General features: G+C 33.6%; 23 protein-coding genes, 3 tRNA genes and 1 other RNA gene. 10 read left to right on the plus strand and 17 right to left on the minus strand.

From position 1 onward, the window contains the following. Positions 1–89 precede the first annotated feature (89 nt). From H3U96_RS09385 to H3U96_RS09445, 13 genes are all read right to left on the minus strand, one after another. Complete coding sequence (locus tag H3U96_RS09385; RefSeq protein ID WP_198196414.1) at positions 90–2,153, minus strand: prolyl oligopeptidase family serine peptidase; 2,064 nt, start codon at positions 2,151–2,153, stop codon at positions 90–92. Positions 2,154–2,368: 215 nt separating this feature from the next. Next, on the minus strand, positions 2,369–2,800 hold the full coding sequence (locus tag H3U96_RS09390; RefSeq protein ID WP_065579090.1) for a PTS sugar transporter subunit IIA: 432 nt from the start codon (positions 2,798–2,800) through the stop codon (positions 2,369–2,371). A 17-nt stretch (positions 2,801–2,817) separates the two neighbouring features. Next, entirely contained in the window at positions 2,818–3,816 is a 999-nt protein-coding gene (locus tag H3U96_RS09395) for an SIS domain-containing protein (RefSeq protein WP_065613650.1), read from the minus strand. Between the two features lie 2 nt (positions 3,817–3,818). Beyond that, positions 3,819–4,898 (minus strand): SIS domain-containing protein, encoded by a 1,080-nt coding sequence (locus tag H3U96_RS09400; RefSeq protein WP_065652022.1) that lies wholly within the window; start codon positions 4,896–4,898, stop codon positions 3,819–3,821. A 16-nt stretch (positions 4,899–4,914) separates the two neighbouring features. After that, positions 4,915–5,736 (minus strand): PTS system mannose/fructose/sorbose family transporter subunit IID, encoded by an 822-nt coding sequence (locus H3U96_RS09405; RefSeq protein ID WP_065652021.1) that lies wholly within the window; start codon positions 5,734–5,736, stop codon positions 4,915–4,917. Beyond that, positions 5,717–6,550 carry a PTS sugar transporter subunit IIC gene (locus H3U96_RS09410; protein WP_086361466.1) on the minus strand — a complete coding sequence of 278 codons (834 nt, stop codon included), beginning with the start codon at positions 6,548–6,550 and terminating at the stop codon, positions 5,717–5,719. The genes H3U96_RS09405 and H3U96_RS09410 overlap by 20 nt, the downstream gene beginning before the upstream one ends. Positions 6,551–6,567: 17 nt before the next feature. Further along, a complete protein-coding gene (locus tag H3U96_RS09415) occupies positions 6,568–7,035 on the minus strand; it encodes a PTS sugar transporter subunit IIB (protein ID WP_086321077.1) in 468 nt (155 codons plus the stop codon). A gap of 14 nt (positions 7,036–7,049) precedes the next feature. Continuing rightward, complete coding sequence (locus H3U96_RS09420) at positions 7,050–7,733, minus strand: GntR family transcriptional regulator (protein ID WP_065613640.1); 684 nt, start codon at positions 7,731–7,733, stop codon at positions 7,050–7,052. Then, complete coding sequence (locus H3U96_RS09425; RefSeq protein WP_133052217.1) at positions 7,730–8,452, minus strand: GntR family transcriptional regulator; 723 nt, start codon at positions 8,450–8,452, stop codon at positions 7,730–7,732. Before H3U96_RS09425 ends, H3U96_RS09420 begins: the two co-directional genes overlap by 4 nt. 475 nt (positions 8,453–8,927) lie before the next feature. Continuing rightward, a non-coding RNA gene (locus H3U96_RS09430) (RtT sRNA) lies at positions 8,928–9,058 on the minus strand. A 34-nt stretch (positions 9,059–9,092) separates the two neighbouring features. Then, positions 9,093–9,169: transfer RNA gene (locus H3U96_RS09435), tRNA-Pro, on the minus strand. Between the two features lie 31 nt (positions 9,170–9,200). Then, a tRNA-His gene (locus H3U96_RS09440) sits at positions 9,201–9,276 on the minus strand. A gap of 124 nt (positions 9,277–9,400) precedes the next feature. Next, positions 9,401–10,696, minus strand: coding sequence for a serine dehydratase subunit alpha family protein (locus H3U96_RS09445; protein WP_198196416.1), 1,296 nt, complete (start codon positions 10,694–10,696; stop codon positions 9,401–9,403). Positions 10,697–11,077: 381 nt separating this feature from the next. On the opposite strand from H3U96_RS09445, the gene H3U96_RS09450 reads away from it, so the two are divergent. Next, on the plus strand, positions 11,078–11,758 hold the full coding sequence (locus H3U96_RS09450; RefSeq protein WP_034901087.1) for a response regulator transcription factor: 681 nt from the start codon (positions 11,078–11,080) through the stop codon (positions 11,756–11,758). An 18-nt stretch (positions 11,759–11,776) separates the two neighbouring features. Continuing rightward, on the plus strand, positions 11,777–13,081 hold the full coding sequence (locus tag H3U96_RS09455; protein WP_198196418.1) for an ATP-binding protein: 1,305 nt from the start codon (positions 11,777–11,779) through the stop codon (positions 13,079–13,081). On the opposite strand, the gene H3U96_RS09460 is transcribed toward H3U96_RS09455, so the two are convergent. After that, positions 13,078–13,827: a M15 family metallopeptidase gene (locus tag H3U96_RS09460; RefSeq protein WP_165601609.1), complete on the minus strand. Its 750-nt coding sequence runs from the start codon at positions 13,825–13,827 to the stop codon at positions 13,078–13,080. The genes H3U96_RS09455 and H3U96_RS09460 overlap by 4 nt on opposite strands. Positions 13,828–13,930: 103 nt before the next feature. Between H3U96_RS09460 and H3U96_RS09465 the strand changes: the two genes are divergently transcribed. Genes H3U96_RS09465 through H3U96_RS09475 form a run of 3 tightly spaced genes read left to right on the plus strand, consistent with a single transcriptional unit; the run spans position 13,931 to position 16,385 of the window. Continuing rightward, positions 13,931–15,121 (plus strand): bifunctional tRNA (adenosine(37)-C2)-methyltransferase TrmG/ribosomal RNA large subunit methyltransferase RlmN, encoded by a 1,191-nt coding sequence (locus tag H3U96_RS09465; protein ID WP_086357095.1) that lies wholly within the window; start codon positions 13,931–13,933, stop codon positions 15,119–15,121. 19 nt (positions 15,122–15,140) lie between these two features. After that, positions 15,141–15,755, plus strand: coding sequence for a hypothetical protein (locus tag H3U96_RS09470; RefSeq protein ID WP_034901055.1), 615 nt, complete (start codon positions 15,141–15,143; stop codon positions 15,753–15,755). Between the two features lie 51 nt (positions 15,756–15,806). Then, on the plus strand, positions 15,807–16,385 hold the full coding sequence (locus tag H3U96_RS09475; RefSeq protein WP_034901053.1) for a manganese efflux pump MntP family protein: 579 nt from the start codon (positions 15,807–15,809) through the stop codon (positions 16,383–16,385). Positions 16,386–16,472: 87 nt separating this feature from the next. Here H3U96_RS09475 and groL read toward each other — a convergent pair whose 3' ends face one another. From groL to H3U96_RS09490, 3 genes are all read right to left on the minus strand, one after another. Further along, on the minus strand, positions 16,473–18,119 hold the full coding sequence (groL, locus tag H3U96_RS09480) for a chaperonin GroEL (RefSeq protein ID WP_065613631.1): 1,647 nt from the start codon (positions 18,117–18,119) through the stop codon (positions 16,473–16,475). Positions 18,120–18,166: 47 nt separating this feature from the next. Further along, entirely contained in the window at positions 18,167–18,460 is a 294-nt protein-coding gene (locus tag H3U96_RS09485; protein ID WP_034901049.1) for a co-chaperone GroES, read from the minus strand. Positions 18,461–18,606: 146 nt separating this feature from the next. Next, positions 18,607–19,047: an FxsA family protein gene (locus H3U96_RS09490; protein ID WP_034901046.1), complete on the minus strand. Its 441-nt coding sequence runs from the start codon at positions 19,045–19,047 to the stop codon at positions 18,607–18,609. Between the two features lie 159 nt (positions 19,048–19,206). Between H3U96_RS09490 and H3U96_RS09495 the strand changes: the two genes are divergently transcribed. The 5 genes from H3U96_RS09495 to H3U96_RS09515 all read left to right on the plus strand — a co-directional run bounded on the left by H3U96_RS09495 (position 19,207) and on the right by H3U96_RS09515 (position 22,366). After that, positions 19,207–19,282 (plus strand) — tRNA-Phe (locus H3U96_RS09495). A 651-nt stretch (positions 19,283–19,933) separates the two neighbouring features. Continuing rightward, positions 19,934–20,533: an inovirus-type Gp2 protein gene (locus H3U96_RS09500; protein ID WP_034884930.1), complete on the plus strand. Its 600-nt coding sequence runs from the start codon at positions 19,934–19,936 to the stop codon at positions 20,531–20,533. Between the two features lie 618 nt (positions 20,534–21,151). Next, positions 21,152–21,310, plus strand: coding sequence for a hypothetical protein (locus tag H3U96_RS09505; RefSeq protein WP_165755212.1), 159 nt, complete (start codon positions 21,152–21,154; stop codon positions 21,308–21,310). Then, on the plus strand, positions 21,303–21,497 hold the full coding sequence (locus tag H3U96_RS09510) for a hypothetical protein (RefSeq protein ID WP_086356975.1): 195 nt from the start codon (positions 21,303–21,305) through the stop codon (positions 21,495–21,497). The genes H3U96_RS09505 and H3U96_RS09510 overlap by 8 nt, the downstream gene beginning before the upstream one ends. Before the next feature lie 278 nt (positions 21,498–21,775). Continuing rightward, the gene (locus H3U96_RS09515; RefSeq protein WP_181414599.1) at positions 21,776–22,366 is read left to right on the plus strand and encodes an EcsC family protein; all 591 of its coding nucleotides are present in this window, start codon (positions 21,776–21,778) and stop codon (positions 22,364–22,366) included. Positions 22,367–22,627 lie beyond the last annotated feature (261 nt).

The following is a 22,627-nucleotide window of genomic DNA, read 5'->3' on the forward strand; positions in this document are numbered from 1 at the left end:
ATTTTTCTAGTCAAGCAGATAATAATGTGGTGTTATATATAATTTTATAGGCAAAACTGAATATTATGCAAAAACTAGCACTTCATAAATTAGTCAGTAATATTCGTTTTCCACATAAAAAACACCACCATATTGACAAAATTATTAATAAAATGGCCATCTTCTTGGTTAGCTATAATAAAGACATTTTCATTTTGAGAACTATTTATCTCACCGAGTCGAGCTGCAAATTTGGCACTCTGCCAAGGATATACGCGCGCATCTTGTAATCCAACTGAAAGCATCACAGGTGGGTAGTTAATACCTTCACGTAGATTAAGATAAGCATCGATAGTTTGCAGATTTTTAAATTCCTGTTTATTGAAAGGCGAACCAAATTCCGCAAAATTGGCATTACCAATTGGAATTTGATCTAGGCGGCTCATATTCAACATACCTGAGGTAATTGATGCGGCGGCAAAAAGTTCTGGATGTCTGGCTAATGCAGAGCCAATTACAATACCACCTGCACTGGCGCCACTTATGACTAGCTTGGATGAATTGGTGTAACGATGATCAATAAGATATTTTGCGCATTTAATAAAATCATTGACTGAATTAATTTTATTTTTACCCTTTCCATCATAATGCCATTTAGGTCCTAGTTCTCCACCACCACGAATATGGGCAATGGCAATAATACCACCTTTCTCAAGCCAAATTAAACGAGTGGTATCATAATAATTAGGATAACTATTTTCGCCATAAGCGCCATAAGCCGTTAACCAAGTTGGATTATTGCCATCAAGTTTAATTCCTTTTCGATGAATAAGTGTAAGAGGAATAAGTTCGCCATCATTGGATTTAACCCATTTTTGCTCTGATTCATAATCTGCAAATAGTGATGCATCAGTCTTTATTATTTTAGAATCTTCTATTAACTGACTATCAGGATCATATTGCCATATTTTTGGTGGTATATTCCAATTTTGTTGGGTAAATAAAATCTCTTTATGATCTGAACTAGAAAAAATAGCCGTTACCTCGTTACCATCACTAACAGGAATCGATTTGATGTTATACAGATCAGCAAAAGGAATAGTCACAAATTTATACTTTCCAGAGTTATAATAAGCAAGATAAATAGCATCTTTACTGACTGTAAACCGAGTCAATTCGCCTTTTTTCCATTCAATTATTTTTTCTTCTTGATAATGGATATGATTAAGATCTAATCGCGAAAGAGTATAACCTGAAAAGTTGTTATATTTAGCCAAATAAAGCCAATTATCTCGCAGCAAAAAATTGGTTACTTTTTGTTTTCTATCGATGATTTTTTTCCAATGTTTGTTTTCCAGATTAAGAGAGTTAGAGTCGGTTAAATACAAATCTATGGTATCACCGGATATCGAAGATTCTACTGAGACAACTGCCCAATTGGCTGATAGCGATAAGTAGGTATATTGGTCAATATTAGCTTGATAATTCTCAATATTAGCTTTACCAAAAATAGCCAAATCCTTGTCACTATTGGAGCCTAAACGATGAAGATAAAGTTCTTCCGTTCCTGACTTTCGATTACCGGAATCAGCAAAATTATTACGATGATAGAAAAAAGATAAATTATCATTCGCCCATACTAAATTTGAGAAAGTTATGCCGGATAAGCTATCGGCTAGATGTGCTCTAGTTTTTACATTAATCACTTTGATTGATGAAATTTCAGAATCATTTTCAGATATAGCATAAGCAACATACTTACCATCATTTGAAGGGTACAAATTATATATATAACCAACTGGTGGGTCGACTAATAATCTTTCTTTGCCGAATCGATCTTTAACAAACAAACGGTTATAAGGATGCTTATTTGTTCGTTTCAAGTAAAAAGTATTCTCACCCTTTAGTCTAATATTATGAATTATTGGTTCAGTTCCATAATCTGTTAATTCACTGAATCGTTTTTCAATCAATGAGAACAAATCGAGTTTTTCAAGAATTTTCATTGAACGATTTGATTCAGATAATAACCAATTATTAGTTAGATCCTTTTCTGTTTCCATCCAACCATAACTGTCAACTGCTGAATAAGAGTTATTCGATACACAACTAATGCAGTTTACTAATGATAAAAAGACGATAATGATAAAAAAAATTTTTTTTAACCAGAACATTATTGATTTCCTTTTATCATGCTCTATAAAAAATAAAACTAGAATAATTATCTAGTTCTATCATTTATATCTTAATGTATCAAATGATTATTATTCATTCGTTTTGGCTAACTCTTCGTCTAACATATAGATTATTATTGCAATTTAAATAATTGGTTTTTGATAAAACAAAGCCCGAATTATCGGGCTTATTTTAGTTTTGTGCGTTGTCAATTTTAGAAATCTTCATCACTTGGTTCATCTACTGCCATTGCTGCCATATTATACCGCTCAATCCCTTGAGTTCCGGCTTGTATAATATCTGGTAACAATGTTACTAGATTTGCGTCAGTGCGTTGCATAAAGGTTTCTAACAACATAGGGACATTTACACCAGTGACTATTTCTATAGTAGGAAAATCAGCCATCAACCTAACTAAAGTATTAAATGGTGTGCCACCTTTTAAATCAACAAAACAGACAATTTCGGAGCCAAAATGCTGTAACTCTTCTAGCTTTTGTTGCAGTTGTTGTTGAAAATCATCTGTTGATTGCCCCATTGCAAACGAAACCGCTTCACACTGAGATTGTTTACCACAAATCATTTCAGTCGTTTCAATTAAGCTTTTCGCTGTTGAACCATGTGTACTGACTAATACAGAAATCATCGATTTAAGTTCCTATTTTAGTAATCTAAACAACGATAATAACGACGGATTGACATTGGATGACGATTTAAATGTTCAACATAAGCATCGATACGATTATTGATAGCACGGAAAACAAATGGTGAAAGATTTCCACGATATTTTTCTGATATACCTGGTAATTCATAATCTTTGGTATCAATAATAGTATAATTACCACAAATTTGCGGTAAGAACTTAGCGACTCTTTCACTTAATGGGCGTTGAGTATCTTCACCGACATAAACGGTTACTGCAGTATCACGATCAATAACTTCTAATGTACCATGGAAAAATTCTGCTGACTCAATTGATTTTGAACGTAACCAATGTTGTTCTTCCCAATAACACATAGCATGTGAATAAGTTGCCCCCCATTGATTACCCGCGCCAACAAAATAGTGCATTGGATCATTATGATGTTTTTCAGCAACTTCTTGACCAAATTTATCGGCTTTTTTCGCAACAGCAACAATATTTTTAGCAAAATGTTGATCCATTTGTTGGTAGAACTCGTCATAATCAGGGAATTCTCCAGCTAAAAACATTAAACGATCAGCAGTCATAAAGAATTTTAATTGTTCATTCATTGGATAAACAACTACATGATCAGCCATATTTCCTAATGGAGTATCAGCTTTATCCATGAAAGCAAATACAGTTGAACCAACTTCTTTTTGAATTTTTTCAATAGCAGCAACCACTTCTTGTGTCGTACCAGTTACTGATGAAATAATGATAAGCGTATCTTTAGTGATACGTTTGTTGCCAGTTACTAAATATTCAGCAGCGTGTTGCACAAAGGTCTCAATCGCTGTTTTTTCTTTCATATGTACAACTGCTTGCATTGATGATGCATAAGTACCACCAATACCTAACCAACAAACGTTGCTATAACCACGCGCGTGGATTTTATCAATAAATTCATTGATTTGTGGTCTTAATGCTAATGCACCATTCATGCTGTCTAATTCTTTCTTTTCGTCATATTTTCTCATTTTTAAATCCTCTTAATTTTTGAGCTAGTTATTTCATCAAATTCTGGATAGGTTGATTTTTCAAGGTTATGACCTTTTAATCGTGAAACTTGGTAACTTAATAGATGAATCGGTATTGTCATAAATAGTGATGCGTACAGTTCATCTATATCAATATTAAGACACAAATCGTCTTGTTTAACGTTGCTACTGTTATTGGCGTAAATCGTAGAAATATTTTTAACATGTTTAGTTAAAAATACTTTTAACAATTCAGCACGGTTAGATAACACGCCATGTGGTTCAAGAAAAACGATATTATCATTCTCATGTAAACCTAAATATGGGCCATGCATATACTCTTCGAGCTCTTTACCAAAAGCACTATTACGTATAGTTTCGGTAAACTTTGTTTCACCTTCTCGAGCAATACCATAGGTTGCACCGTAGCCAATAAATATGACCCGTTGAGAATGATAAAATTTGTGTTGATATTGATTTACCCAAGCTTGGGATTGTTCAATAACTTTAGGTAGCAAACCTGCAACTTTTCTAAGTTGATCGAAATAACTAGCAAATTGTTGATCATCCATGCTGCCATTTTTTTGTGCAATGACTAAAGCAATAATTATCAAATCTAGAATCGTAACGCTATAACCAGCACTGACATAAGGCATTTCCTCAATAGGAATGCCCATAGATAACACATTGTTACTAATTTTATATAATGGACTATCAGGATTGCTGGTAAGCGTATAGATAGTTTGATTATTCTTGATAAACTCTTCAACTAAATGAATCGTTGAATAGCTTTCACCCCCTTGTGAAATAGCAAAATAGAGGGTATTAGGATCGCTGTAATGTAAATAATTAGCAGCGATTGAAGGATCTTCAATATAAACGGGAACCTTTAAGATTTTACTCATTAAAGGTCTCGCCCCATAAGCTGCGTTAGAACTTGAACCTGTAGCAAAGATAACAATTGAGTTAAATTGTTTAACTTTACTTAAATCAATAGTATCAACAAACAATGTTTGATAATTGTCTAAAATGCTTTGATAGTATTCAGGTTCTAATGCTACATAATCAGCAATACTTTTCATTACATTTTCCTTTTTATTAACCTAGTAATCCACTCCAAGCACCAAAGATACCAATACCTGCAATCATTAATAAGATCCAATGTGCTTTTAGCCCTTTTCTGTCTAATAAAAAGATAAATAAAGTAAATAACAACGGTAATATTTGCGGAACAATGCCATCAAAGATGTCTTGTAACGATGTTGCATCAGAGCCTGAGCCAATGGTTAGCGGCATATTTAATGTTACCATCGTCGCCACCATGGCCCCTACAACCGAGAGCCCCAAGATAGATGCGCCATAAGACAATTTATCCATCAAGCCAGTTTTTTGTACTTTTTCAATAAAAGATGCACCAATGTTATAACCAATAAATAGACCAAAATAACGAGCAATAATGGCTGGAATATTGAAAATTAATAAAAATAGCAGTGGCCCTAAGATATTACCTTGCATCGCCAGTGAAGTACCAATACCTGTTGCAATAACCCGTAATGTTCCCCAGAAGAATGAATCTCCCAAACCACTTAGTGGTCCCATTAATGCAATTTTGACGTCATTTATTGAACTTTCATCAAAATTTTCATTTACGGCATTTTGCTCTTCCATAGCAATAGAAATACCTAATGGGAAAGTAATTAACCATGGCGTAACATTATAAAATTCTAAATGTCGTTGATAAGCAGTAGTTAATTGTTCTGGTTTTTGGCTATAAATTTTTTCTAAAGCAGGACGAATCGCAAAAGAATAACCTAGATTCATTTGTCGTTCATAGTTCCATGACCACTCAGCAGTGAAAGAGCGCCAAAATGTTCGCATTAAATCCTTTTTAGTAATTAAATTAGAATTCTTCATCTTCATAATTGATCTCCTGTCCTACTAAAGCATTGCCTGATTGATTATTAACTTCTTGATTGTCTGAGGTGGTAAGTTTTTTGCCGGTAAATGAAGAGTAACCGGTAAGAATTAACGCCATACAAGCGCCAAAAACGGCAACACCAGTGACAGGTACTTTCATATATACTGCTACAGCAAAACCAAGAATAAAGAATGTTGCATTGGTTTTTTTGATCATAATCTTCATTAACATAGCAAAACCAAATGCAGGTAATAAGCCTGTTGCAATTCCTAAACCGTTAATGACAAACTCAGGGATCACATCAAGTAAGCCTTTTATTGCTTCACTTCCAAATAAGTAAGAAAAACCAACGACTAAGCCAATTGGTAAGTTGATAGAAAAGAAACCGCCGAAAATATTCATGCGATCAACGCCTTTACCATTACCTTCACGAGCATACTTATCTGCTTTATGCACAAAGTAAGGTAAAATGAACAAGAAACATAAGTTTTTAACCACTAAAACCAAAGAAGCAATTGGAATCCCTAAGGTTAAGGCAACTGCCGTACTTTTACCGGCACCAATCGCAAACGCGGTTCCTAATACACTACCTGAAATAATTTCTGGAGGGATAGATGCACCAATAGAAAAAGAACCAACAAACGCCAACTCTAATGTCGCACCGATAATAATTCCTTGTGTAACATCCCCCATTACTAGCCCAGCTAAGGTACAAGTAACTAAAGGTCTTGATAACATAGATGAACCTAAAAAGTATTCACCATTGGCTAACATAGCAATCAAGGCCAAAATAATTGCTGTAATAACAATACTCATTTTGTATTCCTTTTTGTCTATTTTTCAAATTTTTGCTTAGATTCACTTGGGATCTGTTGTATATACACTTCAACACCATCTTGTTGTAATCCAGCTAATAAGTCTGCTTCTAACTCTGTCAAATTAATTGTTTTAGAATAATTTTTGGTCCCTTCACGAGGTTTAGTTCCTCCTAAATTAAGACTAGTTATTTGTCCTTGAGTTCCTCGGATGAGTTTTTCTGCATCTTCTATCGATTCCACCACAATTAACATCTGATATTTATCTGTTACACCAGAATTAATAGCACCAATACTGTCATCAATTGACTTCATGACTAGTTTGGCATTTTCAGGTTTAGCTAATCGAATCGCTGATTTACGAAATTCATCATTAGCAACAGCATCATTGGCAACTAAAATAGTATTAGCTCCAACATTATCGAACCATGAAACAACAACCTGACCATGCAATAAGCGGTGATCGACACGTAACAATTTAATCATTGGTTTTCTTCCTCCTAGGTGAAATCCACCACATATTTGGTATTACTAGCGAATTTGTATTCAATAGCAATCGGTTCGCTATTTATATCAAAATAGTGATTAGACACTTTAAATAATGGTTCATCAATTTGGCAGCGTAATTGCTTAGCCAATTCAGCATTGGCAACAATTAGCTGTAAATCTTGTTCTAATTTATCGACTTTTTTCTTACCCGAATTAGTAATTTCAAGCGCTGATAGCACTTTTATTATTGAAACTTGAAAATCAGGAAAATAGTGAAGGGGTAAAAGAAAAATCTCTTTTACTACACTAGTTTTAGCAACTTCTAAAAAACTAATATAATAAATTAGTGCTGACGGTTTTATCTTTAATAATTGGCTATAGTAAGGGCCAGCTTTTCTTAAATAATTCTCTTTAAGAATTTTTTTATGATGTTGATAAGTGCCAGGTTTAATAATACCAGTCATCTCAAGAATATTTTGGGTAGACAGCATTGGTGCAACAAATAAACCAACCCCTTTTTTTCGTACAACCAAATTTTTTTCTACTAATAGGTCAATGGCTTTACGAACAGTAGTACGACTAACATCAAAATCTTTTTGTAATTGAACTTCTGGGGAGAGCTCCGCACCCACACCATATTGACCCGAGTTGATCTGCCCCATTAAATGATCGGCAATTTTTTCAAACAATTTCATAATTGTTTTTCTCCATAATTGAAGATATTTTTCGCCGATAGATGATATTTAAATCGTTTTCCTGATAGATATTGCTCGGTATGTTCAAATGGTTGAAAGTTAATATCAAAGCTATTACTCGATACTTTATAAATGGGTGTCCCTTCAATAACCTCTAAATATTTGGCTTTATCTTCGGTTGCTGACTCATAAGTAATTTCTTCACGACCGTGACTTGGCTTGAATGGATAATTCTCTTTCAAAAATTGATAAAGAGAAACATTATTTAAATCGACTTGTTCTAAACCTTTAAATCTATTAGAAGGTAAATATGTTACTTCGTAGGAAAGCGGAGTTTTGTTTAATATCCTTTGCCGAATAATTCTAATCAATTTTTCATTCGAACCAAAAAAAGATCTCAATTCAGCTGGCATATTAATAATTTGATTGGTGAGAACTTTAATATTAAGGTCAATATCGTCTTCTTTTTTAACTTCTTCACTGAAAGAAGACATTTTTAACATATTAATCTCAAAAATTTTATGCGGTTCCATATCAGTATCGTTTTGGAATACATAACCTTCCATAGCTAAATCACTTAAAGCGTTTCTTATTGTTGTACGACTTACACCAAAATGTTCTGCTAGTGCTCGTTCTGTCAATTTCTTACTGACAATAGTCGGATTAGCTTTAATTTGTTCTTCAACATAAGTTTTTGAAGCTATTTCACGATATTCCAAAAAACACACTCCATTGATGGACTTTTTTATAAAATAGATATACGTTAAGATAACGTAAATATTGTTAAAAAATAAACAAAAAAATACATGTTGTCAATTTTAAGTACCAAATTTGTTGTGTAGATCACAGTTTTTATTATTATTTACAATTAAATCAATACGTTATATTTAAAATATGTATGTGTTTATTTGATTTGCAATAAAGGAAGACTTGAAGAAAACTCAATGTAAAAACGCAATTTTATCAAGTCATAAGAAGGAGCGGAGTATAAAGCCTTTATAGAGTTAATTATAAAGGGCATGGTAAACATGTATAGTTACAGCTTAGATAATTTAGAAGGATAAAAATGTCTAGTCGTTGCTAAAGCAACGCTGTCTTGTGCTGCTCGGCTTGAACCTCTTGTCGGTTCGAATCAAATGCACCGTTGTAGTAATAAAAAAGCCCACTCAAATGAGTAGGCTTTCTTATTAAATTGGTCGGCGAGAGAGGATTGACTCGCATTTCATGCTCGCTCTACGGGTCGTTGCTAAAGCAACGCTGTCTCGTGCTACTCGGCTCGAACCTCTTATCGGTTCGAATCAAATGCGTCGGTGTAATAATAAAAAAGCCCACTCAAATGAGTAGGCTTTCTTATTAAATTGGTCGGCGAGAGAGGATTCGAACCTCCGACCCACTGGTCCCAAACCAGTTGCGCTACCAAGCTGCGCTACTCGCCGTCAGAAATTGCTTCACATTCTAAATATAAAATGGGGTGGCTAATGGGACTCGAACCCACGACAACTGGAATCACAATCCAGGGCTCTACCAACTGAGCTATAGCCACCATAGAAGCAGGACGAAATATTACGCATAAAAAATAATATTGTCCAGCATATTTTTTAAAAATAATACCAATTGGTTATATTAAAAGCGTTAAAAGGCTATTCTTTTAGCGTTTCCCCAAAAAATTAGGCTTTATGCGACATAATATCAATTATCTGAGTGTCAGTTGCTTTCATACTATTACTAACAATCGCCCCTAAATTATTAATTGAAGTTTCAACACTATCACAAACAATACCTTCATTACCTGTAACACGAATTCGGTTTAGTGCCATTAATACAGCTTTAAATCCGGATGAAACCGAAGTTGAAACTTTCATTGCACAACTATTTGATGCACCATCACAAATTATTCCAGACAAATCACCAATCATGTTACATATGGCCATATTAACTGGCTCATATTGGCCTTTACCCAGTAACCACGCCATACCGGCAGCCGATCCCATGGCTGCTGTTGAGGCTGCACAAAGTGCAGATAATGGCGGAAATTTACTATGAATATAAATGGCAATGGTATGCGATAAAATAAGTGCTCTAGCTAATTGCTCTGGTGTTGCATCTAAATAATCGGCAACAACAACGACCGGCATAGTTGCAGTAATACCTTGATTGCCTGAACCTGAATTACTCATAGCCGGTAACGTTGCACCGCCCATACGAGCATCTGATGCAGCAGTAGTACGAATAATTACTTTAGACAATAGATCATCGGCTAATAAACCATTTTTAGTTTGTTCATGTAATGTCGCCGCAATACTTAAGCCATAATCTCGTCTTAATCCTTCCTGAGATAAGGCATCATTTAATTCTGCTGAGTGTAAAATAAATTCGATATCAGCAAAATCAGCCTGCGAGGCAAACTCATATATCTGTTTTACCGACATTGATTTGATGATAACTACATCTTTCGAATCATCTTGCCTTTGGTTATCGGCTTTAAAAATTATTTCACCATTTTTTTCAATCAAAATCACATTAGTGTGTGAGTTTTCAATACAGACGCGGACATGATCGTGACTAGTATAAATATTAGCTTCAGAATAAATAGCAGTATTATTATTGGCAATTTGCACATTAACTTTATGCTCATTGAGCATCGTTTTGGCTTGTTCGATCTGTTGCTCCGTAATATTTTTAAGGACTTCAAGACCAGCCACAGCATCACCACCAATAGCACCAATGGCCGCTGCAATAGCTAATCCCACCATACCAGTACCCGGAACAATAACCCCCATGCCGTTTTTCATAAGATTGGGGGAGACATAAGCATCGATGTGGCTAATTTCTTTTTTATCAATATATTGAGTTGCCGTAGCAGCAGCTAAAGCAAGTGAGATAGGTTCAGTGCAACCAAGTGCGGGCAAGACTTCATGTTTCACCAATTTGATTAATTGTTGCCACATTACTTGTTGTTCCATTTTTTATCTCCATATTACTAACATTAGTGTTAGAAAGTGAAACATTTAGCCATGAAATTAAGTGATTATTTTATTCTATTTAACTTGAAAACTAAATGTTAAGCTCACATATTAAAGAGTAAGTGAACATAATTTATCAGTTTTATACTGATTTTATTAATACGTTATACCACTATAAACAGATTTTTATTCAACCATTTTTTGTTTAAAATATATACGACAAAAATATACTAAATCTGAAACATCTATACTTAACTGCATAGTAAATAAATTAATCAGGAATAGTTCAAAATATGTAATATTTTAGTAAAACCACCTGACTTTTTTTTTATTATTGCAATAATGTAACTATCAAAAATTAAATAATAATGGCGAGATATGATAAATATTTTATTAATTGATGATGATGTAGAATTATCACAAATGCTTAGCGAATATTTAACCAATGAAGGTTTTAATATTAAAAGTGTTTATTTAGGTAAGGATGGTATTGATGAAGCGCTATCAGGTAAATATCGTGCAGCAATTTTAGATGTTATGTTACCTGATATTAATGGCATTGATGTCCTAAAAAGCATTCGTCAACAATGTAATATGCCAGTTATTATGCTAACTGCCAAAGGCGATAATATTGATCGCGTATTAGGGCTAGAATTAGGTGCTGATGATTACATTCCAAAACCATGTTATCCTCGTGAGTTATTAGCGAGATTAAGAGCGGTATTACGTCGATTTGACGAACGTTCAGTCGAATTAGTCGATGAGAAAAAATATCATTTTAATGGCTTAACTTTAGATCTTCCACAACGACTTTGTACTTGGAATGGTCAACCAATAGATCTCACCTCTACTGAATTTAACTTGTTAGTTTTACTGGTTAAACATAGTGAACGAGTGGTAACTAAAGAAGAATTGTCTGAAATAGGTCTGGGTCGTGCTCGAGAATTATATGATCGTAGCGTCGATGTTCATATCAGCAATATTCGCCAAAAACTACATCAAGTAGCACAAAATGATGTGACCATTGAAACAATAAGGGCGGTTGGCTATCGTATCCGTTAATCAAACCATAGGTTTGCTATGAATCGTCGATTATTTTGGAAAATATTGGTTATATTTTGGATAATTTTTTATCTTACCTTCCAATTAACTTGGATTGCTTTCTCTTATTATATAGAAAATAGAAATCAACGATTCTTAAATCATATGCCAACTAAAGTGGATATGATTGCTCAATTATTGCATGTTGCCGGTGAAGATGAAACACTCAATTTTATTGCCCATCTACCCGAACGTGAGCGAGTTTTATTGTCAATAAAATTGGTGTCTCCGCAATATGATCAAGTTAATATCATCACAGATGAATTAGAACCTAGCGCTTATGTATATCAAAGGATGGCAGTAGCACCTGATGGCACCCTCTATTCGGTATCATTTAAAGACGATAAAACAGATCACAGCAATAGCAAAAATAAAACTTTATTTAATATGCCGACCCCTATTTTGTTAATGGGGATCTGTGTTGGTTTAGTATTCAGTCTATTTTTAGCATGGAACTTAACTAGACCAATGAAATTACTAAGACAAGGATTTTTCCGCGTCTCGCAAGGCGATCTGTCGGTTAGGTTATTTAAAAAGTTAAAACCTCGTCGTGATGAACTGAGTGAATTAGGTAAAGATTTTGACATGATGGTTGAGCAACTCAACATCTTAATATCTGATCGACAAGCGCTACTTCATGATGTTTCTCATGAACTCAGAACCCCTCTGGCCCGCTTACAATTGGCAATCGGTCTTGCCCAACAAAATAAACAAAATATCGATACAGCTTTAGCTAGAATTGAGTTAGAGTCGGAACGATTAGATCAATTAATTGGTGAGATTCTCAATTATTCACGGGCTGAAATGAATAATCGAACCGATGAATACTTTGACTTAAAAGAGTTAATTGGTGTAGTGGTTAATGATGCCAACTACGAAGCCAATCACCAATCTATTGAAGTAGAGTTTAACTTATCATCCATTAATCACTCTATTGTTAAAGGTAATTCTGAACAAATACGACGCGCGATTGAAAATATTATTCGTAATGCTATCCGCTTTTCTAATGCAGGCCAAACAGTTGAAGTATCATTAAAAGAAGCAGGAAAATATTTACAAATTGAAGTCAAAGATCGTGGGCCCGGTGTTGATGCCAGCAAATTATCAAGTATTTTTGAACCCTTTGTCCGTATTCAGTCAGCACAGTTAGGTAAAGGCTATGGACTAGGTCTAGCCATCGCCAGAAAGACCGTTATTATGCATAACGGTACTATTCAAGCTAATAATCGTGATGGTGGTGGTTTAGTGGTAACAATCAAACTACCTTATTGGCGAAAAAATTAATAACAATCCGGATTAACGGTTAATACATATTCTTTTACCAGACTTTCTAAGGTAATTTTATCGTAACCAGTAAAATTTAGATTTTGCATAATCATCTGTGGATTGCTGTCAAGTATTGCTTTATATTCAGCAATATATTGTTTGGCGATTGGTTTATATGACCAATGCCACTCTTCTGGTAAATAGCCCCTTTTTCGCCCCTCATTGAATGGTTGGCAAAAACCATATTTCGGTAAGTTTTCACGAAGCCATTTATACAAAATAATTCCCTGTTTATCATTTTTAAAATATTCAGACGATACACTAGTAATATCAATATCTGTTCCCCAATGATGTCTTGATGTACCAGGCATTGAAGATAATTTTAAAATTTGTTCGGCAATTTTTTGTGGATTATTCAACTTAGGTAATAATGCATCCCACTTACGTTGCCAAATACCATTTTGATAGGTGTAATTACGTGTAGCACTCACTACAATAAAAGGAATATTAGGATAAGATTTTTTAAAATCATTATAAGCCTTAATCAACTGCTCAGTTGGTTCCTTCTGTAAATACATACCTTTTTTGTTTACTGGTAATATTGTTGAGTCGAGAGCAATATAATTACTATCTTTTTTTTCATCAAATTGCCCAGTAAGTTTATTTAATGGAATAGATTGTGCCATAGCAAACGTTGAACATAAGAGTAAAGTTAAAGTTGAGCTAAAATGAGTAACTGTTTTCAATGTTATTATTTTTTTCATCATTTAGATTCTAATTAATATTATATTAGCCAGACAGGGTGAAAACCAGTATAATCCTTTCCCTAAAAATTGAAATAGCCATAATGTGTAAAAACGAGGCCATATGTTAACATCAGCTACACACAAATCGTCTGATAATTGTTTGGACGTGACAAATACAACTAATCAAAACACCACCAATCCAACTAACGAAAAAATAAACTTACTTAACTTTACCCGACAACAGTTAAGAGAATTTTTTATTTCGTTAGGAGAAAAACCATTTAGAGCGGATCAAGTGATGAAATGGATCTATCATTTTGGGATAGATGATTTCGATCTTATGACCGACATTAACAAAAAATTACGCGAGCAATTAAAAAAATTAGCTGAAATTAAAGCGCCTAAAATTGCCATCGAGCAACGTTCATCTGATGGCACCATAAAATGGGCATTAGATGTAGGCAATAATCAAATGATTGAATCGGTTTATATTCCTGAACGTGATCGTGCGACCTTATGTGTTTCATCACAAGTGGGCTGTGCTCTGGAGTGTAAATTCTGTTCAACAGCGCAACAAGGTTTTAACCGTAATTTAACCGTATCTGAAATTATTGGCCAAGTTTGGCGCGCATCAAATGCCATTGGCGTAACAGGTAAATTAGCCGATCGACCTATCACTAACGTTGTTATGATGGGGATGGGTGAACCTTTACTTAATTTATCCAATGTCGCACCAGCAATGGAAATTATGCTAGATGATTTTGGTTATGGTTTATCAAAAAGACGCGTGACGCTTTCTACTTCTGGTGTTGTACCCGCTTTAGATAAATTAGCTGGCATGATTGATGTAGCATTAGCTATTTCATTACATGCACCAAATGATAAAATTCGTAGTGAGATTATGCCAATTAACCAAAAATATAATATGGCAATGTTACGTGATTCAATTTTACGTTATCTTTCAACCTCGAATGCTAATCATGGTAAAGTGACCATCGAATATGTATTACTCAACCAGATCAATGATAGTGTCGAACATGCCCATGAACTAGCTAAATTCCTGAAAAATGTACCAAGTAAAATCAATTTAATTCCATGGAATCCTTTCCCAGGTGCGCCTTATGCGCGTTGTTCAAACACCCGAATTGATCGGTTTATGAAAACATTAATGGGTTACGGATTTACAGTTATCGTTCGGAAAACACGTGGCGATGATATTGATGCAGCTTGTGGTCAACTTGCAGGCGAAGTTGTAGATCGTACCAAACGAACGCTTTATAAAAAGCAAAATCTTGTTCAACAAACCGCCTAAAATAACCAAGGAGTTGTACATGAAAAACGTATTAATAGTATTAAGCAGTTTGGCCATGCTAATGCTAACAGGTTGCCAAATGAATGGTCGTGAGGATTTTGATCCAGAAACCGCTGCGTTAGCAAGAATGCGATTAGGTTTAGGTTATTTAGCCAAAGCCAATGAATCTGAAGATAACGTTAAAGCGGCACATTATAATCTAAAATTGGCCGCTCAGTATTCACCCAATAATCCTCAAATCATGCTAGCAATGGCAATGTTTGATCAACATGTTGGTGAATATAATGAAGCTGAGATGATTTATAAACGAATCACATTAATGCAACCAGGTAATGGTTTATATCGTGTGCACTATGGTTCCTTTTTATGTGGTAGAGATCGTTACCAAGACGCGAAACAACAATTTGCCAAAAGTTTAGAACTAGATCGACACCGCTGGAAAGCAGATACCTACGAGCAATATGGTTATTGTGCTATCCAAAACGGCGATAAAAAAACTGCAGATCTAATGTTTAAACAACTTTTTGCATATGATGCAAGTCGTCGAAGTAATGTAGCAAAAACGGCCGAACTTTATAAAAATAAAGGCGACAACAAGATAGCTAACTATCTATTTTTAGTATCAAAAAAATAAATTATAAATAAAAAATTAAAATTAACATCATTGGAAGCAAGAGTATATATCATGAGTTTTTTGGCTATTTTATTGCTAGCATTAGCCATGTCTACGGATGCCTTTGCGGTAGCGATTTGTCGTGGCGTATCACTAAAATCAACGCCGTTTTTAGGTGCATTAAAAGTGGGGATCTTATTTGGTTTTGTTGAAGCCATCACGCCATTACTAGGTTGGTTAATTGGTTATATTGCCTTACAATATATTGAAAGATGGGATCATTGGATTGTTTTTACCGTTATGCTATTGTTAGGTCTAAACATGATCTATCATAGTTTTAAACAAGATAACGATGACAACTGTGATGCAAAACCACTTCCTTCATCAAAAAAATCATTTCTAATATTAGTTCTTACTGCGATTTCAACAAGTATTGATGCATTTGCTGTTGGTGTCGGATTAGCACTTGCCAGCGTTAATATTTATATTGCCGCCACCATGATTGGGCTTGCAACTTGTATCATGGTTACGTTGGGTTTATTGCTAGGTAAAAAAATTGGTTGTTTAATTGGTAAACAAGCATCATTTATCGGTGGCATCGTTCTTATTGTCATCGGTTCAATCACATTGTACCAACATCTCGCTATATAATTTTATTCTTTATTAAACAAATTTAGATATAAAAAAACCACTCACATATTGGAGTGGTTTTTTATTTTGACTGGCTAAATAGGGGAATTACATCATTCCGCCCATTCCTCCCATGCCGCCCATACCACCAGCAGCACCTAAATCAGCTTTATCATCTTTAGGTAAATCAGTAACCATACATTCAGTGGTGATCATAAGACCGGCTACTGATGCAGCATATTGTAATGCACTACGAGTTACTTTAGTTGGATCTAAAATACCCATGGCAATCATATCACCATACTCTTCAGTTGATGCATTGTAACCATAGTTACCTTTACCGCCTTTAACCGCATTAACCACAACTGAAGCTTCTTCACCACAGTTAGTAACGATTTGACGTAATGGTGCTTCCATCGCACGAAGAGCAACTTTAATACCAACGTTTTGATCTTCATTTGCACCTTTAAGGTCTAAAATTGCAGAAGCAGCACGAACTAACGCAACACCACCACCAGCAACAACACCTTCTTCAACTGCTGCACGAGTCGCATGTAATGCATCTTCAACACGTGCTTTTTTCTCTTTCATTTCAACTTCAGTTGCTGCACCAACTTTAATTACTGCAACACCGCCAGCTAATTTAGCCACACGCTCTTGAAGTTTTTCTTTATCGTAATCAGAAGTTGATTCTTCGATTTGTTTACGAATTTGTTCAACACGTGCGTTAATTAATGATTCTTCACCAACACCGTCGATGATAGTTGTGTTATCTTTATTGATAACCACACGTTTAGCTTGACCTAAATCTTCAAGTGTTGCTTTCTCAAGCTCTAAACCAATTTCTTCCGAAATTACAGTACCAGCAGTTAAGATTGCGATATCTTGTAACATTGCTTTACGACGATCACCAAAACCAGGTGCTTTAACAGCTGCAACTTTAACAATACCACGCATAGTATTCACAACTAATGTTGCTAATGCTTCGCCTTCAACATCTTCAGCGATGATTAATAAAGATTTACCTGCTTTAGCAACGGCTTCTAATACTGGTAATAATTCACGGATATTAGAGATTTTTTTATCTGCTAATAAAATATACGGGCTATCTAATTCAACAGTCGCAGTTTCTGGTTTGTTGATGAAATATGGTGATAAATAACCACGGTCAAACTGCATACCTTCAACAACATCTAATTCGTCTTGTAAACCAGTACCATCTTCAACAGTGATAACACCTTCTTTACCAACTTTTTCCATTGCTTGAGCAATTAAAGTACCAACAGTTTCATCAGAGTTTGCTGAAATAGTACCAACTTGGGCAATCGCTTTAGAATCAGCACATGGTGAAGATAATTTTTTAAGCTCTTCAACTGCTGCAACAACTGCTTTATCAATACCACGTTTTAAATCCATTGGATTCATACCAGCAGCAACGGCTTTTAAACCTTCGTTAACAATAGCTTGAGCAAGTACAGTTGCAGTAGTAGTACCGTCACCAGCTGCATCGTTTGCTTTTGAAGCTACTTCTTTAACCATTTGCGCACCCATGTTTTCGAATTTATCTTCTAATTCGATTTCACGAGCAACTGACACACCATCTTTAGTGATAGTTGGCGCACCAAATGATTTATCTAATACAACATTACGTCCTTTTGGACCTAAAGTTACTTTAACTGCATCAGCTAATACATTAACGCCTTTAAGCATTTTAGCACGAGCGTCATTTCCAAATTTTACATCTTTAGCTGCCATCTTCGTATTTCTCCTAAATTCTGTATATAAGTTAAATTATCTGCCAGTTATTCTTGAACAATGGCTAAAATATCGCTTTCTGATAAGATAAGCACTTCTTCGTTATCAATTTTTTCTGTTTTAACGCCATATCCTTCATTGAAAATTACGATATCACCAACTTTAACATCTAATGGTTGAACTTGACCATTTTCTAAAATGCGACCATTACCAACAGCTAAAACTTCACCACGTGTTGATTTACCTGCTGCTGAGCCAGTTAACACAATACCGCCAGCTGATTTTGATTCTACTTCTTTGCGTTTAATGATCACACGATCATGCAATGGACGAATTTTCATTAGTTATCTCCTAGCACTAATTTTTACTTAAGTAATTATTGACAATAAATCATAAAATTATGATATGTATTATATAGTGCATAATAGATGGGGATTAATTTATATTCTTCAAGAGAATAAAATAAAAAAATTTTCTAATTGATTAATTATTCGTCATCTTTCCGTTCAAATTCTCCTTCGATCACATCATTATTTACTTGTACATTGCGACTAGAAGAAAATGAATAAAATTTAGTAGGAAGTTTTTTAACAATAAAGCGCACAATATATTCCTGAACATATGGAATTAATAAAATTCCCCCTAAGATATCAGTTAGAAAACCTGGAATAAATAAGAAAAAACCAGCAAATAATAGCGAAACACTATTAATAATTTCTTCTTTTGGGCTTTGTTGATTAGCAATCTTTTGTTGCATAAGGCTTAAATTTTTTAACCCTTGCTTTTTAATTAATGAAAAACCAATAATCGAGGTAGCAATAATGCCGATTAATGCAAGCAATACCCCCACTGAATTAGCAACTGCGATAAAAAAACTAATCTCACAATAAACATAAATAAAAAATATAATAAAACCAATAATTCGCATACAAAAATTCCTCTAAATATAGAGCGACATTATTTTCAATCGACTATTAAGATGGTGATGATTAGTTAAATTTCAACCAAACAGTTTATATTTTTAAAAATATCTTACAAAAAGGATTGACGAATAATCTCTAATCGTGTTTAATACAGCTCCATTGTTGCCCGGATAGCTCAGTCGGTAGAGCAGGGGATTGAAAATCCCCGTGTCCGTGGTTCGATTCCGCGTCCGGGCACCAATCACCAAATTTTAAGACCTGCTTCTAGCAGGTTTTTTTATGCCTAAAGCCTTTTCAAATAAGCCTTTCACCTTGTTTCACTACTCAACCGAATTCAACTGAAATTACCTCAAATCAAGCGGAAAATCGGATACAAACCCGGATACATTTGGTTCGATAATGGCGTGTATCCATAAAATGGCTTTAAGGCCTTTATTTGCAAGGGCTATAGAGAATTGCTTGCCAAATGATTATGTATTCATTATTTGTACTGTTACTTTCAATTGATACCGTTACTACTTTATTCTTTTTGTAAATATTTATTTACATTACACCGGTTGTTTAATCATAAAAGAATTATGCACTATTCATCTTCATCCATTCATATTCTGATGGATTGATCGTTTTATGACAATAATATTATTACATTAGCGTTTCACTATTTTGCAATTTAAAATATTAATTTCTATCAAATGTTTTCGATATTTTATTAAGGCTAAGGATAAGATAAAAAAATAATCATTAAAGGTTAATTAATATTATTATATAAAAGAAAATTATTAGATAAATAACACCAATACCCCCTTATCTGAGTAAACCATCAGTTACTAAAACAGTAAAAAAATAATTTTAGCTCTTATCAAATGATTCTAATTTGATAAGAGCCATCACATGAAAAATAAAAACTTTACTATTCATACCCAACTCAATCAGCAACTAATGACACACCTAAATAAATTACAAGATAGATACTCAAAAATTTTACCGATTCGAATCGACATTCATTATGCTAAGGATGATAAATTCAATACAAATATTCATATCGCTAAACAAGAAATCACATGCTTACTTTTTCAAGCAATGCAATTTGAACTAGATATTGTAGGGTATGCTGTTGTTATGGAGTTCAATCAAAATAAACATATTCATTTCCATGCTATTTTTTATGTAAATGGTCAAAAAAGACAAAAATACTATCCTGTTTATGTTGAACTAGAACGTGCATGGCATGAACTGACTAATGGTTACTTATATGACTGTCAACGCAATAATTATTGTATAAATGGGTTAAAAATGATAAACCATCATGATCATGAAGCATTTCGTTCGGCTTGTTATATGCTAAGTTATTTAGCTAAAACAGAACAAAAAGAGCCATTTAAAAAACGTTATAGTGATTGTCTCTTTTTAAGTGAAGTTCCTCCACCTAGCCATCGTGGAAAACCAAGAACACTTGGTGTAAGTAAATTTTTAATACCTCTCTCTATTTAATAATACAAAAACAGGCTCATTGATATAGTTCCAATTCATATAGAGGAATCAAAAAATAGATAAATATTATGCTCTAATACTAAATAAGCTAAAAGCTCATGATAAATCGTTACTTACACGTTATGGAAAGTTATATCCAGTCTGAATGGGTTTTGCCTATCAGAGGCAATATGGAGTAGATACATATATGGATATGTTAAACTTATCTGATTTAACATTACTTTCTCCAAATATTTTAAGTACCGTTTGGATAACAGCTTTTAGTTAATAATTTGTTTTTTACTTCTCCTCCATTTTATATTTTAACTTTACACAATATGCAATCTATGAAGCGATTATAAATTCAGTTGCCAATTGTTATAAAAGTGGAATCTGTGCAGTGGAATTAGTTTTCAAAAACAACTTGTTAAAAATTTTTTAGCTAGAATAGTAAAATCAGTATAGAAGAAAGAAAATTCTATTCATAGTGTATTAACGTATAAAGGCATAACTAAATTTATTGATCGCTTGTAACGATCAATAACTTAAACATTGATCGACACAAACAATATGACAATAGGTAATACATTTTTGATAATAGTTATATTATTTAATCCAACAATAATTTAAGGAAATAATATGGCAAAGTATGACTGTAGTGAATGTAATGGAACAGGAGTAATTCCTTGTTCACTTGAATATGGTGAAGAACCTCATCCGGATAATTGCCCTGTATGTGGCGGAGATGTAAATTTTACTTTTCCATGCCCAGAGTGTTCGGGACATGACGATGAATAGTAATATTATAAGTAGCATTAAATGGATTGGTAAAAAACTTTATCAATCTGGGCAATTAACTATAACTTATGTATTACCTGCTATAGTTGAAGGCACGGCTAAAATTATATTAAATTCAGATAAAACAACCGATGAACAAAAGGCTCGCGCTAAACAAAATTTAGTACGTTATGGAAAACACAAGTAGTATTATTAATTGCTAATTTTATTCTTAAAGCAAACATTATAAATATGTTTGCTTTATATAATTTTTATATGGCCTACAAACACTCTTATTATAAATATTTATAAATAGATATTATTAATTGAATATACCACTATTTATTTCAATTATATTTTATTATAAGGAGTGTACAATGCTAATTTACCTCATATTTCAATTAATCCTACTCTATTTAATAGAACTCAATTTATCTTACTATCATTTTCATTCTTTATTTAAGTCGACAAATAAGGAATTATGATATGTCAGATAAATTACCTTTACTACTTGATAAACTCTATCAGCTTTGTTTGACCGGAGGTTATGGTTTAGCTTCAGCTTATACATTAGCTGAACAACATAAAACTCGTTTTCCATTCCATTCCGATAGCCTTGATAAACTAATTAAACAAGAAGCTGATAAAGCAACAATGGCCGGATTTATAACAGGATTAGGGGGAATTTTAAGTTTAACTATTACTCTACCAGCAAATACTTTAAGCGTATTATTTATTCAAATGAGATTATCAACAACCATTGCGATACTACAAGGCCACGATGTACGTGATACACGAATAAAAATATTAATTTATTTATCATTATGTTTAATATCTAGTAAATTAAAATTACAACAATTTTGTTTAGCAACTTTAATGAAACAGCCTAATGAAATATTTCGGCAAATAAGTCTTTCCATCACAAAACAACTAATCGTTATTTTAAGTACAAAACAAAGTGTAAAATTAATTAAGGCTATCCCAGCAATCGGCGGTGTAATGGGAGCAGTTATAGATCGTATTATTACTTACCGGATAGGTAAATTTTCTAAAAGTCAATTCGGCCAATTTTATTAATTAATTTAATAGGGTTAATTAATTATTTACCTCAACTAATCCCTGAAATTTCTCGCATAAAGCAAGTTTTGGTTGATCCTAAAATAGATCTTTATTGAACACACATTGATCGTTTTTAACGATCAATAAGATCTTATTGATCTGTTTAAACAATATGACTTTATTTAAATAATAAATCAAAATGAAACGTTAATTAATAATTTAGCTGTTTATAACTATCATTTAACATCAAAATACTAACAATAATTTTTCTGAATAATT

The sequence above is a fragment of the Gilliamella sp. M0364 genome (assembly GCF_016100565.1).
In the GTDB taxonomy this organism is placed as follows: domain Bacteria; phylum Pseudomonadota; class Gammaproteobacteria; order Enterobacterales; family Orbaceae; genus Gilliamella; species Gilliamella apis.

Excerpts from the sequence above, each read along its gene's own strand:
- H3U96_RS09385 (WP_198196414.1), bottom strand. The coding sequence starts at position 2,153 with ATGTTCTGGTTAAAAAAAATTTTTTTTATCATTATCGTCTTTTTATCA.
- H3U96_RS09390 (WP_065579090.1), bottom strand. The coding sequence starts at position 2,800 with ATGATTTCTGTATTAGTCAGTACACATGGTTCAACAGCGAAAAGCTTA.
- H3U96_RS09395 (WP_065613650.1), bottom strand. The coding sequence starts at position 3,816 with ATGAGAAAATATGACGAAAAGAAAGAATTAGACAGCATGAATGGTGCA.
- H3U96_RS09400 (WP_065652022.1), bottom strand. The coding sequence starts at position 4,898 with ATGAAAAGTATTGCTGATTATGTAGCATTAGAACCTGAATACTATCAA.
- H3U96_RS09405 (WP_065652021.1), bottom strand. The coding sequence starts at position 5,736 with ATGAAGATGAAGAATTCTAATTTAATTACTAAAAAGGATTTAATGCGA.
- H3U96_RS09410 (WP_086361466.1), bottom strand. The coding sequence starts at position 6,550 with ATGAGTATTGTTATTACAGCAATTATTTTGGCCTTGATTGCTATGTTA.
- H3U96_RS09415 (WP_086321077.1), bottom strand. The coding sequence starts at position 7,035 with ATGATTAAATTGTTACGTGTCGATCACCGCTTATTGCATGGTCAGGTT.
- H3U96_RS09420 (WP_065613640.1), bottom strand. The coding sequence starts at position 7,733 with ATGAAATTGTTTGAAAAAATTGCCGATCATTTAATGGGGCAGATCAAC.
- H3U96_RS09445 (WP_198196416.1), bottom strand. The coding sequence starts at position 10,696 with ATGGAACAACAAGTAATGTGGCAACAATTAATCAAATTGGTGAAACAT.
- H3U96_RS09455 (WP_198196418.1), top strand. The coding sequence starts at position 11,777 with ATGAATCGTCGATTATTTTGGAAAATATTGGTTATATTTTGGATAATT.
- H3U96_RS09460 (WP_165601609.1), bottom strand. The coding sequence starts at position 13,827 with ATGAAAAAAATAATAACATTGAAAACAGTTACTCATTTTAGCTCAACT.
- H3U96_RS09465 (WP_086357095.1), top strand. The coding sequence starts at position 13,931 with ATGTTAACATCAGCTACACACAAATCGTCTGATAATTGTTTGGACGTG.
- H3U96_RS09470 (WP_034901055.1), top strand. The coding sequence starts at position 15,141 with ATGAAAAACGTATTAATAGTATTAAGCAGTTTGGCCATGCTAATGCTA.
- H3U96_RS09475 (WP_034901053.1), top strand. The coding sequence starts at position 15,807 with ATGAGTTTTTTGGCTATTTTATTGCTAGCATTAGCCATGTCTACGGAT.
- groL (WP_065613631.1), bottom strand. The coding sequence starts at position 18,119 with ATGGCAGCTAAAGATGTAAAATTTGGAAATGACGCTCGTGCTAAAATG.
- H3U96_RS09485 (WP_034901049.1), bottom strand. The coding sequence starts at position 18,460 with ATGAAAATTCGTCCATTGCATGATCGTGTGATCATTAAACGCAAAGAA.
- H3U96_RS09490 (WP_034901046.1), bottom strand. The coding sequence starts at position 19,047 with ATGCGAATTATTGGTTTTATTATATTTTTTATTTATGTTTATTGTGAG.
- H3U96_RS09500 (WP_034884930.1), top strand. The coding sequence starts at position 19,934 with ATGAAAAATAAAAACTTTACTATTCATACCCAACTCAATCAGCAACTA.
- H3U96_RS09505 (WP_165755212.1), top strand. The coding sequence starts at position 21,152 with ATGGCAAAGTATGACTGTAGTGAATGTAATGGAACAGGAGTAATTCCT.
- H3U96_RS09510 (WP_086356975.1), top strand. The coding sequence starts at position 21,303 with ATGAATAGTAATATTATAAGTAGCATTAAATGGATTGGTAAAAAACTT.
- H3U96_RS09515 (WP_181414599.1), top strand. The coding sequence starts at position 21,776 with ATGTCAGATAAATTACCTTTACTACTTGATAAACTCTATCAGCTTTGT.